The following is a 15,040-nucleotide window of genomic DNA, read 5'->3' as shown; positions in this document are numbered from 1 at the left end:
TATGGCAACCGCTGAGCCGGGCCGTGCACCACCACGCGTACGAATTGCAGCCATCGTCATTAGACCGAAGTTACTGCGGGTTTTGAGGTGGTTTGGTGGCTTGACATGCGGTATTGGGCTGTTTGACATTTTGAATGTAGTCAAAATACTGGTGTGTCGCACCTGGTAAGTGGACCGTGATCAGCTATATTGCTGATTATGTCGCGCGGTCGTGGGAAAGTTCACGTAGTCAAAGTTCGGCGGTCTCATGTGAATAAGCAAGGCCAGCAGCGTGATTACGAATCGGTGTATCTACGCCGCACGTTCCGTGACGGCGCTAAGGTCCGCAACGAGACGGTGGCCAACCTGTCGATGTTGCCCGCAGAGACGATTGCCGCGATCGAGGCTACCTTGAAAGGCCAAACACTGGTGGCGGCGGGCTCGGAGTTCGACACCGTCCGTAGCTTGCCGCATGGGGATGTGGCGGCGGTGGCGGCGATGGCGGCCAAGGTGGGTATGTCCGCCCTGCTGGGTCCGGCATGCCGGTCACGGGATCTGGTGTTGGGGTTGATCATCTCCCGGGTGGTTCGGCCGGCGTCCAAGCTGGACACTGTGTCGTGGTGGGCTGACACCACCTTGGGTGCTGATCTGGGTATCGCTGGCGCGTCCACCGACGAGATCTACGCCGCGATGGACTGGCTGGTCGGGCGCCAAGACGGGATCGAAAAGAAATTGGCCGCCAAACACCTTGACCCGCGCGTCAACCCCTCGAAGATGGCGTTGTTCGACCTGTCGAGCACGTGGATGACCGGCAGCCACTGCGAGCTGGCGGCACGCGGGTATTCCCGGGACGGCAAAAAAGGGTTGCCGCAGATCAACTTCGGGGTGCTCGGTGACCGGGAGGGCCGTCCGGTGGCGGTGCGGGTGTTCCCCGGCAACACCGCTGACCCCACAGCGTTCACCAAGATCGTGGCCGATCTGCAAGACACGTTCAAACTCGATGATCTGGTGATGGTCGGTGATCGGGGCATGATCACCACCGCCCGCATCAACGCCCTGCGTGAACTCAACGAAGCGGGTGCGAGTTTCGGGTGGATCACCGCTTTGCGCAACCCGGCGATCGCCGCGCTGGCCGCCGACCAAGGACCCTTGCAGATGAGCCTGTTCGATCAGCAGGACCTGGTCGAGATCGCTCACCCCGACTATCCCGGTGAACGCCTGATCGCCTGCCGCAACCCGGCATTGGCTGACCAGCGTGCCCGCAAACGTACCCAGCTGTTGGCCGCGACCGAGAAACTGCTAGAACCCCTCACCAAGCGGGTGGCAGCCGGCCGGCTCGCCGGGGCCGCTGACATCGGCAAGGCGGTGGGCAAGGTGTTGGGAAAATACAAGATGGCCAAGCATTTCCACACCACCATCACCGACAGCGGTTTCACCTACCACCGCAACCAACACAACATCGATGCTGAAGCCGCCCTCGATGGCATCTACGTGATCCGCACCAGCGTCGACGCCACGGAACTGACCCCAGCCCAGGTGGTGGAATCCTACAAAAACCTGGCCAACATCGAACGTGACTTCCGCAGCATCAAAACCGACGACCTGCAAGTGCGCCCCATCCGCCACCGGCTGCAAGACCGCGTCAAAGCCCATCTGCTGATCTGCATGCTGGCCCGCTACCTGCTCTGGCACCTGCGTAAAGCCTGGGCGCCACTAACATTCACCGACGAAAACCCGCCGGTCCGGGACAATCCCGTAGCCCCCGCACAGCGCAGCACCGACGCCGCGGCTAAAGCCGCCACCAAACAAGACGCCCACGGCCACCCCTTACGGAGTTTCGCTGGCTTACTCCAACACCTCAAGACTTTGACCCGCAACAGGATCCGCTACCACAACACCGACATCGAGATCGACAAACTCGCCGACCCCACCCCCGAACAACGCCGCGCATTCGACCTCATCGAAGCCACCATCCCCCTCACCATCGCCGCATAGCCAGGTAGACAAACACCACACCACCAAACCCGCCAAAACCCCAGCTCAAACCAGGAAAACCCCTACCAAAGCAGCAGTAACTTCGGATTAGACCGAAGTTACGACTGCATAAGTAGCGATTTTTAGCGTTTGACCTGGGCTCTTGTTCGCTTGGCGGGCGAGTTGTTCTGGCTACAAGGCTCCTGAGGAGCAACGATCACACGAAACCATTGCGGTCCTTCAATCATCGAAACTGAAACCTGGGCGGTCCTTTTCGGCGTGTCGTGTACGTGGTTACAGTGTCGCGGCCGTCAACACGAAGTATCCTATGGCAAGGTACTTGCTTTGGCCGCGAATATATTTCGACTTTCGTGCTACGCGCCTCTGCTGCGACTCGGCTTTGTATGCACCCTAGCAAGTGAATTCGTAAGCCGGTGGCAGCGACATGCTACATTTTCTGTCTACAAAAATCGGCAGCACCCGTACATCAGCCCAGCTCACACTGCAGATCAACGTTGCGAGACAGCGTAACTTCGGATTAGAGGTGCGCTACCTCGTGCGTCAAGTGCGGGCGCTGGGCAGCATCGGTCCGACGGGCGCGGGCCCTGAAGGCGATAACGCGCAGAACCGTGATCGGGACGCAGGGTGAGCGCCGGCCCGCGCGTCGCCGAGTTCGATCCTGACCTTTACGAGCGAATCTGCTCGGCGGTCAAACCAGGCGACGAAATAACGACGCTAAGCAACAAGTGCGTGAACCGGATCGCGTCTATAACACCCGCCGGTGTTTTCGTCGAAACCGCACGGTCGAATGCCCGCCGGGCAGGACCGCAGCTTGTCCCGGCGTGGATGATCCAGACTGGCTGGGACAATCTGTGTAGGGCGGGCGAGCTTAGCCACCGGAAGCTGTTAAACGAGTTGAATGTCGAGCGATCGGCGTTCGTATGCGCCTTGCTAGCGTTGTTCCCTGAAGTCGTGGTGCGGTCCACGCGCCCCACGGTCTTGGAGCTCGCTGCCGCCTCGCCCTCCGCTGGAGAGCTGAGCTCTAAAGGCGCGGTTTAATCGAAGGTACGTGGAATGAGCTCAGAACTTCGATGGGTGTCCGCAAGAAGCCACTGATAGCGAGCCCACCCGGAAACTGCTGCGCCGCTTCGATTTACGCCGACGCGGTCGCACGCGCGGCCGTGCGCCGCGTGCTCTGACAGCCGTCGATGCGCAACGCGTGCTCGACGAAGCTTTGCAACACACAGACGGCGGCGGCCTTCGCGCCAAGCAGCGCAATGTCTTTCGGATCGTCCGGTAACGCGCGCACGTCGTACTGCGCGGGCGCGTTGAAGGCCTGATCGATCTCGGCTTCCGCAGCTTGCAGGTAAGCGCCGCCCGGGGAGGAGAACGAGGCGCTCAGAGCGGCAGGAACGTAGATGATGAGCTGGCTGGGGTTGACCACATTGCAGATATGCGAAACCGCGCGTCCCAGCGCCGCACCCGCCCGCCGGATCGCACTGGCAGCCCTTTTTCCGGCCGCATCGTGCAGGTCGGCGATGTCGAGTTGCTCCCGGATTCGACTGGGGGTCGCGATCGTGTCGACATGGCCGTAGCGTCCGCATAGGCACGGCGCGTCGAAACCCACGCCGGCCGGTGGCGGCCCCTGCCCGGGCGGGAACCCGACCTGAAGGTGGCCGATCTCCATGGACCGCCCCTCGCCGCCGCGTCGCAGCCGCCCGTCCATGATCAGTCCGGCGCCGACGCTCTCGTCGAGCACGGCGACCACGACGAGATGCGAATGCGTGGTATGCGACTCCACGGCCGCCAGCACGGCCCACGCGTCGAGGTCGTTTTCGATGAGCACGGGAAGCGAGGGATCGAACCGCGAATCGCCGCTCAACTCCGCGCGAAACAGTCCACCGAGATCGATCTGTTCGCCCGTCAGCTCCAAGACGGCGCCGTTCCACACCGGCGTCGCGACTTCGATACCGATGCCGAACAACTGCAGCCCCGGCGCCTGGTCATCGCTGTCTGCACCCGAGTCGGGTGCCGCGCCGCCGGGGTTCTCCATCAACGCGGCGATCTGCTTGAGCACGACGGCCGGCAGGCGTTTCCACTCGCGAACCTTCTCCGTTACTGGGGGCGAGACCGGCGTGCCGTCCAGGTGCAGAACGGCGGTTGTCACCTCGACCAGTTGGGTTTTGCGTCGGTGCACGTGAACTCCGGCAATCACTCGGGTGCTGCCCAAGCAGACCTGGCCGAGCCAGCGGCCCCCTTCCGTCTTGACTCCTCGCTCCTCGAGCAGCCCGTAGCCCGACAGTGCCGTCATCACCTTGCTGAGGGTTCCCGGCGGGATGGCGCGACGCTCGAACGCCCGTGACGCGTTTTCGTTGCCTTTGGCGATGTCGGCGCGAGTGACGGCAGCGGGGGACCTGAGCAGGGTGCGTGCCAGCACCTCCCCGATGACCTCCTGGCCCACCCCCGACTTCTCCACCAGCTCAGTCAGGGTGTCGTCGAACTCTTCGTGCACCTGTGCCTCCTATAGCGGCTTCGGTGATCTTACTGCGCGACGGCTTCAAATGCCGCATGACTGTCGTAGCTCGAAATCGTATTGCTAGTTCACATGACATTCGCAGCAAATATGCATTTCGTAACTGAAACTCAGAAGTTACCGTGAAACCACGGTCGCCGCACGGCAGGAGCAGGGGCCAACGACACAGAAAGGCAGCACCGGATGACTCAGCACACGCCAGGAAGGTCACCACGTAAAGCCGGCCGAGTGTCACGAGGCCGTAAGGCAGGCACCTCTCCACAGCCAAGCCGGCCAACTCGGGCCAAGCCCGCGCGTCACCGTCGTGTGCTGCCCCGCACGCTGCATCTCATCGACCTGGAAAACCTGTGCCCCGACGGGCGCGTCACCACGCCGGTGGTCCGAGCCATCTGGGACACCTACACCCACGACGTCGGCGTGTACTGCGACGACGGCGTCGTCGTCGGCGTTGGTATCAGCAACGCGGAGACGGCATTCTTCGCCCTGCCGAACGGTATTCGCCGCGTCGTCGGCCGCGGAGTGGACGGCGCGGACCTGGCCCTGCTGGGTGCCGGTGATCTCGCGTGGGTCCAGCGACGCTTCCAGCGCGTCGTGATCGCGTCGGGTGACCACATCTTCGCGCCCAGGGTTCGCAAGTGGACGGCCGCCGGGCTGAAGGTCGAGCTCGTCCTCGGCGCCGGGAAGGCCGCCCGCGTCCTCACCGAGTCGGGAGTGCCGATCCACCGACTGGCGATCTCGGGCGAAAACCGCTGATTTCAGCTTTATGGCGTTTGCCCGTTCCGCGGGTTCGTGTCGGTGTCGTGTCTTAGCCTGAATCCGTGGATCAGTGATTTCGTGGTGTCGTGGGGTTGATTTTTGCACGGTTGGGGCGGTTCGGGGTGTTGTGGGTATGAGTGATCCGCTGGCCTGCACCAGCTTTTCCTTGTTGCGGGGTTCTTCGGGTCGGGCCTGGGAGGGCAGATGGGCAGGGGATGTGATAGTTATCCTGCTCGTGGGATCGCGGGCCTATAGCCGATGGTGTTGTTCCACAGCGTTTTCCATCCTTTTTGCCACGGCCAGTGCGCGGGCAGGTGCAGCATCGGTTTGCGGGCCGGGGCGGCGAAGCGGGCCGGGATGTTGACCAGGTCGCGGCGCAGGGTGGCGCCGCGGGCCACGGTGTGATGGCCACCAGCGAGGGTGCCTGCGGCGCGCAGCAGGTTATGGGCGATCACCGCGGCCGCCAGCCAGGCGCAGTTGGCGGCGAACAGCCCGGAAGGGATGTGAGCCAGCGGGCCGTCGATCACATCGGCGAAGGTGGTTTCGATGACGGCGTGGCCCCGGTGGGTGATATCGGCCTCGGTAATCGGCAGTTCGGAGTTGGTGACAAACGGGTGATGGCGCCACACCGGAAACAACGCATCGGGGTAGCGGGCGTCTTTGACGCGGCGCACCACCAGCCGCACCGTCAGCGTGCGGCCAGAGCCCAACCGCACGGTGTAGGGCGTTTCGGCGACTTGGGCATCCGAGATCAGCGTCCCGGTGTCGGGGTCGGTCACCGCGCCGGGGTAGTGCACCGGGGTGTAGGCGGCTTCGTCGATGGCTGCGATCGCGGCGTTGATGCGTTTGTTGCGGCTGATCGACAGGGAGAATTCGGCACCTTGGGCCACGCACGTGGTGATCACCTTCTTGGTGCCAAACGCCGAGTCGCCGCGCACCATGATCGCCCCAGCGGCTCCGCAGGCGCGGGCGGTGCCGATGGCCACCGTGATCTGGGAGGCGGCCGCGCGCCCGGAGGCGGCCTTGCCGCTGCGCAGCCTGGCCTCGGCGATCACCGGTGCGGCCTGCGCGGTGGAGATGGTAGTGATCTGCGGTGAGAGGCCTTTGCGCAGCAGCGCGCGGCTGGCGATCTTGGCGTGCCCGAAGCTGGCGCCCTGCTTGGCTTTCCCGTAGACCGGGCGCAGCAGCGAGTCGATGTCGACAAAAGCGCGCTGTTCGATGCCGGGCAGCAGCGGTACCCGCGCCGCGAGCGCCACCAGATGGGCTCGACCTACCGCAGCGAGCTGGTTGGCGTGCCCGAAAGTGAACTCGCGCAGAAAGATCCCCAACGTGGAGGGCGCATACACCTCGTCGAACACCCGCGGGGTGCCGCCCGCGCGCAGCACGCCGGCATCGTCGATGCTGTCTGCGCCGCACATCATGCCCGCGATGATCGAGGTCAGCTTGCCGGCCGGATTCACCGCCCCCGACGCCACCCGCGTCGACGGCAGGTCCACATGTTCGCCGATCAACCGCGAAAGACCAGCCTGCTCAGCTAGGTCCAACACCGGCACCAGCCCGGCCGCCGATACCAGATTCTGCTCGTCAAAGACCGCCGAGTCGGCGGTGAACGTATACGATGAGTGCATCGAAAGTGCCTTCTTGAACTCTGGACAAATACGACGTAAGCACTCGTATTATCCCAGTTCAGAAGGCGCTTTCGCTGTTCACACGCCGATCAAATCACCGGCCCAACCACGGATTCAGGCTTAGAGTCCTGTACGGCGGTTCGGGCCGCATTCACATGCCGTCAGCCCGGTCATGTTGCGGGAACGGTTGATGGTCGACTGGATGAACGACGAGGAGCACAACGATCACGACGACCCACACCGGTGGCGCATTTCGCTCGAGCACCGATACCGCACAAATCTGAGACAGGGGAAACGTGGAACAGAATGAGCTGACGGCCGCCCTGGGTGTATGGCGGGAGAGCCTGGTCAACCTGTCAGGTGTCAACCGGCTCATCAAGTTCAAAGCCTCGAAATCTGGCGCAGTTGCCATAGATTCGCCCGAGCCCGATGTCATTTTGTCGGGGATTCTTTCCGGCGCCAAGTGGCTGTTCATGGGTACCGAGGACCAGGAGCGGGACGAAGGCGCGGATGGATCCTCGTCTCGAGTGGCACAACTCGGGATGCTCGCAGCGAATGGCCGAGCCGGAGTGCTGCACACGCCTCGCCCGGAAAAAGGGCGCTTCCGGGAAGTTTGTGGGTCATGGTGCGGCCGGGTAGAGCTGTAATCCGCCGAGGTGGAAGTAGATTGCGGTCTTGAAGTGCTCTCGATTGCGGTAGCCGCGGGCAGAGACGCGGATGGCCTGGATGCGGGAGTTGATGCCTTCGGCGCCGGCGTTGGTGATCGGATGCGCGAAGTAGGACAGCAGCCCCGCCTGGTGACGTTTGAGGGTCTTTGCTGCGTCGATGATCGGTTGCAGCCGGGAATGGGTGGCCCAGAAGTACCAGCGGGCGAAATGCTTGGCACCCCAGCCGCGGCGCCGGTAGGACCAGAAGCGCCGTAGGTTCTCCTTGATGGCCCATGCGCGGGCGGTTTTGAGGTCGCTGGCCCGCAGGGCGGCGAAGCGGTCGTGGTGGCGCTCGGGTAGGTTTTCGGCCGAGTACAGCCACAGGTACTTACTGCCGGCCAGGCTCTTGTCGCCGGCGAGGGCCAACGCCCGGTTCTCGGCCTTGCGCACGGTGTCCACGGCCTTGGTCAGATACCCCATCAGGTGATAGTGGTCGAAGACGATCTTGTCCTCGGCGCCGCTCAGGTGTGCGCGTGCCGAGGCGGCGTACGGCTCCCACATGTCCATCGCCACCGCCGCGATCCCGGCCCGCTGCTCGGCGGTGAACTGTTCGAAATAACCGTCCAGGCTGGCCTGTCGGCGCTCGTCAGCGATGTATTCCACGGTCCCGGCATCCAGGTCACTGACCACGGTGATGTAGTCCTGTCCTTTCCCGGCCGCTTTCTCATCGACCCCCACATGGGCTGGCACGTTCAGCGGTTTGGCGGCCAGGCCCCGAGTGACCGCACGGTCCATCAGGTGCCACGCCTCGTCCCAGCTGATACCCAGCAGCTTGGCGGCAGAGGCTACGTCGCAGGCGGCGAGCACGTCGATCGCCAGCCGCTCGAACAACGTCGTGAACCGCGAGTGCGGCTCGGCCCACGGCAACGCAACCTGACGCACCCCGTGTTCGGGACAGTCCACCCGCGGCGGACTGGCGTGCAGGAAGGTCAAAAACGCGCACGAGTCCAAATGTCGCCAGGCCCGCTCAGCCGAGTGGTCATAGACCGACAGCACGGCATCGCAGTCCGGGCAGGCGAACCGGGTCCGGGCCGGATGCTCAACCCATACATCCACTCGCCCGTCGGTTGCTGACAGCTCGACCCGCCCCACCTTCCATGGCGTCTCCAGTCCCAGCAGATGGCGGTACAGCTCGGTGTCGCGCATACGGCAAATCCTGCCGCTGACGCCCGTCAAACCCAAAACCGCACCCACGCAAAACCCAGAAGCGCCGGAAAAAGAGCTCGGCACCGTGCTGCGCGGCTTGATGCGCCGTGCCAACGCGGAGTTGCTCGACCGGGGCCTGTCGGTGCTCTACCTCGCCTTCGGAATGTTGCATTGGCAAGACGTCGATGGCACCGGCATGGCCAGCCCGTTGTTGCTGGTTCCGGTGACACTGGCCTCTCGGGGCCCGAAGACCACCCCTGAGCTGGCGCCGGGCCAGGACGACGTGGTCGTGAATCCCAGCCTGAGCCTCCGCATGCGTGAGTTCGGCATCGAACTCCCGAACATAGACGACGTCGCCGAATCGTCCGTCATGGACCTGTTGGCGCAGATTCGGGACGCGGTTTCGACCGAACAGGGCTGGACTGTCGAGCCCACCGTCGTCTTGTCGACGTTCTCGTTCCACAAGGAGGCGATGTTTCGCGATCTCCTGGAGAACGAAGCCACGGTGCTGGACCACCCGGTGGTGCGAGCGCTGGCTACAAAAGACCCCAGCAGTCAGAGCGGCGAATTCATCTTCGAGCCGACCGAACCTGCCGACATCGATCATGTCGCCCCGCCCGAAGACACCCCGCTGGTGTTGGACGCAGATTCCTCGCAGCGCGCCGCGATCGCCGCAGCCATCGCAGGCCGCAGCTTCGTCATGGATGGCCCCCCGGGAACCGGGAAGTCACAAACGATCGCGAACATGATCGGTGCCCTGCTGCATTCGGGACGCACGGTCTTGTTCGTTTCGGAGAAGGTGGCGGCCCTCGACGTCGTACGCAATCGCCTGGCCGACGCCGGTCTGGAGAACTACCTGCTGGAGTTGCACAGCCATAAGGCCAGCCGCAAAGAAGTGGCGACCGCGCTCGCGCATGCCCTCGACAACATCACTGTGGCGCCGCCCGGTATGGAGCCGCTGACCCGTTCGTCCCTCATCGACCGTCGGATCCGGCTCAACGACTACGCAGCGGCGATGAACGAGTTGCGTGAACCACTGCACCTCTCGTTGCACTACGTGCTCGGGGTGCTCGCCGAACTCGATGCATTTCCCTCGGCGCCGATGCCGGAAACGCCGCCGGCGGACCTCACCCAGGCCGAATACCGAGCGGTCCAGGAAATCACAACCCAGTTGGAGCGCTCTTGGCGCCCGGCCGCTCAGGGGCAGTCCTACCTGTGGCGAAATGTGATCGACGACAGCTCTCTCGAAATCCGGCTGTACCAGGCCGAATCGGCATTGGAGGAACTTTCCGGCACCGTCGCGAGCAACAGCGAGGTGGCCACCGCCTTTGCATTGACCAGACCCAGCGACGCGACGACGATTGTGTCGCTGGTGAACCAGCAACATGAGAACCGGCCCCCGGATGCGCCTGACTCCTGGCTCATGGCAGAAGACTGGGGCGCCGTTCTGGACACCCGAGACCGCTTGGCCCTCGCCGTCAACGACATCCGCCGCGCCGAGTCCGCCGTCGTGCAACGCACCGGTGTGCAGTGGAGCGCCCTGCCCGACCCGATGTCGCTTCCCGTGCCGACGCCGTTACCGCCTGGTCCGGAACAACTCACGCTAGGGCACGCGACCGCCGGAGAATGCGCTCAAACGGCGGACCGTTTTGAAGAATTCGCCACCCGGCTCGCTCATCGACTGGACTCGCTACGGGCGATGGCTCGACAGCTCGGGCTTGCCGATGTGGTCTCTTTCGACGACGCTGTTGACGGACATTCAGGGTGACCACCTGGGGGTGGGGTTCCGGCGTTGAGGGTGAGGATGCTTCGGCGGGATCTGAGCGGCGGCATGGTGACGACGCCCCCTGTTCCCGGGGTTACGGTGGCCTGGGTTCGTTTCGGCGATCATCGTGGCGCCGGATGTTCGTGGCCGGGGGATCGACTGGCGCAGTGACGGTTCCAGCCCGGGGCGGCCAACACGAGATGACCCCTTCCCGACTGGCATCGTGGTAGACCATCTTGGTGCTTCATGTCCTCCCGAGCACCCGATGATCGTCGTCCGCACCGTCGAGTGGGCCGAGCAGGCCCTGGGCGCCGGCGAGCTCGGCTGTCCGCACCCCGGGTGCGGCGGCGCCCTCACACGGTGGGGATACGGCCGCCGCCGGCGCGTCCGTAGCCTCGGCGCGCGGACCCTCGACGTGCGCCCCAGGCGGGCACGATGCACCCGCTGCGCCAGCACCCAGATTCTGCTGCCGGCCACCCTGCAGCCACGTCTGGCCGACACCACCGAAGTGATTGGCGCCGCCCTGGCCGGCAAGGCCGGCGGCCACGGACATCGCCGTATTGCCACCGCGCTTGACCGCTCGCCGTCGACCGTGCGCCGCTGGATACGCCGCGCCACGCGCAGCGTTCATCTGCAATGGCTATGGCAGCGCGGCAGCCAGGCCCTCATCCGGCTCGACCCCGACGCGTTCAACCAGCTGCCTCGCGCCAGCAACCCGCTGCACAACGCGCTTATCGTCCTGGCCGCCGCCGCCTGCGCGGCCCGCCAGCGGCTGGGCTTGACCGAACCCCTATGGACGCTGATCGGCGTGCACACCCAAGGCCGGCTTCTGGCCGCACCGACCTGAACCGCCCACATCGCCCGGACCAATCCGGCCGGGCCGGCGATCCCGCTCGCCCATCCCCGGCCGGCACCGTGAACACCACCGCCGGCCGACACCGTCACCGCGAGCATCACAGCGTCAGCGTGAACACCAAATCGCGCTAATCATCCTCACCGAGAACGCCGCCAACATGCTCACCTTGAACGCCGGTCAACACGACGCCGACAGGGTCTTGGCACTCGCAGAACTTGTCCATGCACCGCACCGGCCGTTGCGCGAATGGACTACGCCGAGCTCGTGGGCCGGCGCTCGCGCCGCCGTCGACGCCCTGGAAACCAGTCTGCGCGAGCTTGCCGACGCCGAAACGGCGGCGACGCCGATATTTACCGGCGACGCGCTGCACGCCCCGCTCGCCGAGCTTTCCGACCGCTTCGAACACCGGCATCACGGCCTCAAGAAGCTATCCGGTGACTATCGAGCCGACAAGAAGGCGTTGACTGGTCTGCTCGTGGCCGGCACGAAATTCAAACAGGGCCTTCACCATCTGCCGGCCGCGGTCCGCTGGTCCGATGCCGCCCGTCGCTATGAAGCGGCGGTTGCGCAATATGCGGGACTGTTGGGCCACTACTGGCGGGGACGAGAAACCGACTTTGCATCGATCGCCGCTGCCTTGGCAGCCGCAAGTCGCATTTTCGACTTGCTTGGGGGGCAAGCTGTTCCCCCCAGCCTCGCCGAGTACGTCTGCACCAGCCAGCCGAACGCGGCGCACCGCAGTCTGATCCAGGAGATCCGTCACGATCTCGCAGGTTGGAAATCCTCCCTGGCACCAGCACCGGCGCTGCAAGGGCGACCCGAACTGGTCCTCGACCCGATCGGCCGGTCCATCGACTGGCTGCGTGCCCAGCTGGAACCCCTGCGGCAGACGGCGGCACGCATATCGGCGATCGACCAGGCGACCGGGCGGGCGCACAGCCTGATCGAAGCTGAGGAAATTCTCGCCCTGCGCGGTGCAGCGGCCGAGTCGCACGCGAACTTGCGCTCCGAGACAGCCACGTACGCCGCCACATTCGGCGCTTGCTTCGACGGAGCACTCTCCGATCTGGACCGCCTGAACGACGGCCTGAAGTGGGCCCAGGAAACCCGCGAGATCGCCGGGCGAGCACTGACCGACGCCCAAGTCACGGCGCTGACCGCGTCGCGCCCCGTGCATCACCTGGCCGCCGCGGCCGGGAAATGGGCCACCGCTGCCGATCGGATCATCGACGCCTTCCATTCCGACCGGCATGCGGAGCTCAGAACCGAACTTGACGATTACTCCAACGCCGCGAGCCTGATCAGTGATCTGAAGGACGACAGCACCGGGCAAGAGGAGTGGTTCGCGTACACAAGAGCCCGCGCCGATCTGGCCAAGCACGGCCTCGATACCGCCATCGACTTCTGCATCGAACAGCGCGTGGGAGCCGAACAAGTACCCCGCGTCATCGAGAAAGCGTTACTGCGTTCATGGGCCGACCACGCAATCCAGAACGACACGCGCATCCGGCCGCTACAGGAGCGCGATCGTAGCGCCCTTGTCCAGGAGTACCGCAAGCTCGACAAGCAACTCATTCTGACTGCGACGAGCGACATCATCCGCGCAGTGAACACGCGCAGACCGTCGGTCGCCGAGATCGGCGAACCCGGAGTGATACGCCGCGAGGGAATGAAGAAGTCACGACACCTACCGGTGCGCGACCTCATCTCCCGGTCCCGCAACACCTCGTTGGCCATCAAGCCGTGCTTCATGATGTCGCCGCTGGCCGTCAGCCAGTACCTGCCGGCAGACATGAGCTTCGACGTCGTCATCTTCGACGAGGCGTCACAGGTCACCCCGGGCGATGCCATCAACTGCATCTACCGCGGCAAGTCGCTGATCCTTGCCGGAGACGACAAACAGTTGCCCCCGACCTCGTTCTTCGAACGCGTCGAGGCAGAGAGCGATTTCGACGAAAACGACACCGACGCCGCCGATTTCCAGTCCGTCCTCGAGCTGGCGAAAGGTTGTGGAGCCTTCAACGACCTCCGGTTGAACTGGCACTACCGCAGCCGGCACGAAGACCTCATCGCGTTCTCGAACTACAAGTTCTACGACGGCAAGCTCGTAACGTACCCCAGCTCGCACTCGGAAGGCCCGGACGTGGGCGTGCAGTTCTTCCACGCCCACGGCGTGTACCGCCGCGGGGGCGGTGCGGACAACCCGCTGGAGGCCGCACGGGTCGCCGAACGGGTCATCGAGCACTTCACGACGCGACCACATCTCACCCTTGGCGTCGTGACCTTCTCCGTCGCCCAGGCAGACGCGATCATCGATGCCATCGACAAAGCGCGGGAGAGTCGCCGTGACCTCGACCGGTTCTTCGATGGCGACGACCGGCTGAACGCCTTTTTCGTGAAGTCGCTGGAATCAGTTCAAGGCGACGAGCGCGACGTCATCATCTTCTCGATCGGCTACGGGCCGGACGAGGCCGGCAAAATCACCACCAACTTCGGGGTGCTGAACAAACCCAAAGGCTGGCGCCGGCTCAACGTCGCGGCTACGCGCGCCCGTCAGCGCGTCGAGGTCGTTGCGTCCGTGCGTGCCGGCGACGTCCCGCCGTCTGGCAACGAAAACGTCGAATATCTTCGCGCGTACCTGGACTACGCCGAGCGCGGCCAAGCGGCCCTGGCCATCGACCTGGGCAGCAGCGGGCTCGGCCCCGACAGCCCCTTCGAAGAATCCGTCATCAAGGCAATCCGTGCATGGGGTTACACCGTCGAACCGCAAATCGGAGCGGCTGGATTCCGCATCGACATCGGAATACGGCATCCCGCCCATCCAGGTCAGTTTGCTCTCGGTGTCGAATGCGATGGTTACCAGTATCATTCCGCTCCCGCTGCCCGTGACCGCGACAGGCTACGGGAACAGATTCTGCGCGGACTGGGCTGGCGGCTGCACCGGATCTGGGGAACCGCATGGTATCGAAACCGGCAGATTGAAGAGGACCGGCTGCGTGCCGCAATCGAAGCTGCAATCAACGCACCCGCGGACGGCCGGATCAACGCTGACGACGGCAACCTGCCACGTCGAATCGTCGAGACAACCCAAGTGGAGACCTACGAAACGCCATCGTGGACGACGGAATACAGGGTGGCACATGTGCAGCCGCTGCCTCGGTGGATCGACCCTTCCGAGGCCGACTGCCACCATCACATGACCGACGCCGTGGTCGCCATCGCCGACATCGAAGGCCCGGTCCACATGTCCCTCGTCCATCAGCGTTTGAGGGAGGCGTGGGGCATAGGGCGCATCGGCTCCAAGATCAGCGAGAACATCGATCGAGCCATCGGGCTCAGTCACGACAACGTCGATCGTGACGGCGACTTCATCGACCGCAAGGGCCGCCCAGTCGACCGTGTCCGAACCCCGAACGGCGTGATCAGAAAAGTCGAACACGTCGCGCATAGCGAAATTCGCCTTTGCGCCACGCTGCTTCTCCGGGATACGGGAACGACAGAGAGGACCGAGCTCATCACAGCGGTTGCCCGTATCTTCGGTTGGACTCGTACCGGCGCAGACATCAAGAGCCATATCGACGGGGTGATCGAGCAGCTCGCGGCCGGAAATGAGATCGCCGAGGAATAAGGATATTTGAGCCTTTCCGGTGGCCCCTGTTAGTCAAGCCACCGGCGCGTTCGTCGTCATCGTGATGG

At 64.2% G+C, this 15,040-nt stretch carries 9 protein-coding genes; 6 read left to right on the top strand and 3 right to left on the bottom strand.

Annotated features, from left to right (window positions below):
- Positions 1–198 precede the first annotated feature (198 nt).
- Positions 199–1,974 (top strand): IS1634 family transposase, encoded by a 1,776-nt coding sequence (locus ACJ512_RS19365; RefSeq protein WP_461479746.1) that lies wholly within the window; start codon positions 199–201, stop codon positions 1,972–1,974.
- Between the two features lie 1,132 nt (positions 1,975–3,106).
- Here the strand turns inward: ACJ512_RS19365 and ACJ512_RS19360 are convergent.
- On the bottom strand, positions 3,107–4,465 hold the full coding sequence (locus tag ACJ512_RS19360) for an ROK family protein (RefSeq protein ID WP_407689750.1): 1,359 nt from the start codon (positions 4,463–4,465) through the stop codon (positions 3,107–3,109).
- Positions 4,466–4,792: 327 nt separating this feature from the next.
- On the opposite strand from ACJ512_RS19360, the gene ACJ512_RS19355 reads away from it, so the two are divergent.
- Positions 4,793–5,239, top strand: a complete 447-nt coding sequence (locus ACJ512_RS19355; RefSeq protein ID WP_407689751.1) for an NYN domain-containing protein — start codon at positions 4,793–4,795, stop codon at positions 5,237–5,239.
- Between the two features lie 227 nt (positions 5,240–5,466).
- On the opposite strand, the gene ACJ512_RS19350 is transcribed toward ACJ512_RS19355, so the two are convergent.
- The gene (locus ACJ512_RS19350; RefSeq protein WP_461479808.1) at positions 5,467–6,870 is read right to left on the bottom strand and encodes an IS1380 family transposase; all 1,404 of its coding nucleotides are present in this window, start codon (positions 6,868–6,870) and stop codon (positions 5,467–5,469) included.
- Positions 6,871–7,166: 296 nt separating this feature from the next.
- Here ACJ512_RS19350 and ACJ512_RS19345 point away from each other — a divergent pair, with 296 nt between their 5' ends.
- A complete protein-coding gene (locus ACJ512_RS19345; protein ID WP_407689851.1) occupies positions 7,167–7,517 on the top strand; it encodes a hypothetical protein in 351 nt (116 codons plus the stop codon).
- Here ACJ512_RS19345 and ACJ512_RS19340 read toward each other — a convergent pair.
- Positions 7,491–8,723 (bottom strand): ISL3 family transposase, encoded by a 1,233-nt coding sequence (locus ACJ512_RS19340; RefSeq protein WP_461479807.1) that lies wholly within the window; start codon positions 8,721–8,723, stop codon positions 7,491–7,493. The genes ACJ512_RS19345 and ACJ512_RS19340 overlap by 27 nt on opposite strands.
- Here ACJ512_RS19340 and ACJ512_RS19335 point away from each other — a divergent pair.
- From ACJ512_RS19335 to ACJ512_RS19325, 3 genes are all read left to right on the top strand, one after another.
- The gene (locus ACJ512_RS19335; RefSeq protein WP_461479806.1) at positions 8,713–10,491 is read left to right on the top strand and encodes a DUF4011 domain-containing protein; all 1,779 of its coding nucleotides are present in this window, start codon (positions 8,713–8,715) and stop codon (positions 10,489–10,491) included. The genes ACJ512_RS19340 and ACJ512_RS19335 overlap by 11 nt on opposite strands.
- A 262-nt stretch (positions 10,492–10,753) precedes the next feature.
- The gene (locus tag ACJ512_RS19330) at positions 10,754–11,335 is read left to right on the top strand and encodes a helix-turn-helix domain-containing protein (protein WP_407689831.1); all 582 of its coding nucleotides are present in this window, start codon (positions 10,754–10,756) and stop codon (positions 11,333–11,335) included.
- A 166-nt stretch (positions 11,336–11,501) separates the two neighbouring features.
- A complete protein-coding gene (locus ACJ512_RS19325) occupies positions 11,502–14,972 on the top strand; it encodes a DUF3320 domain-containing protein (protein WP_461479805.1) in 3,471 nt (1,156 codons plus the stop codon).
- Positions 14,973–15,040: the final 68 nt, after the last annotated feature.

Origin of the sequence: Mycobacterium cajalii (genome assembly GCF_045809005.2) — a bacterium.
Taxonomy (GTDB): Bacteria; Actinomycetota; Actinomycetes; order Mycobacteriales; family Mycobacteriaceae; genus Mycobacterium.
The sequence above is the reverse complement of the archived record's forward strand: the minus strand, read 5'-3'. Positions and strand labels throughout refer to the sequence as shown.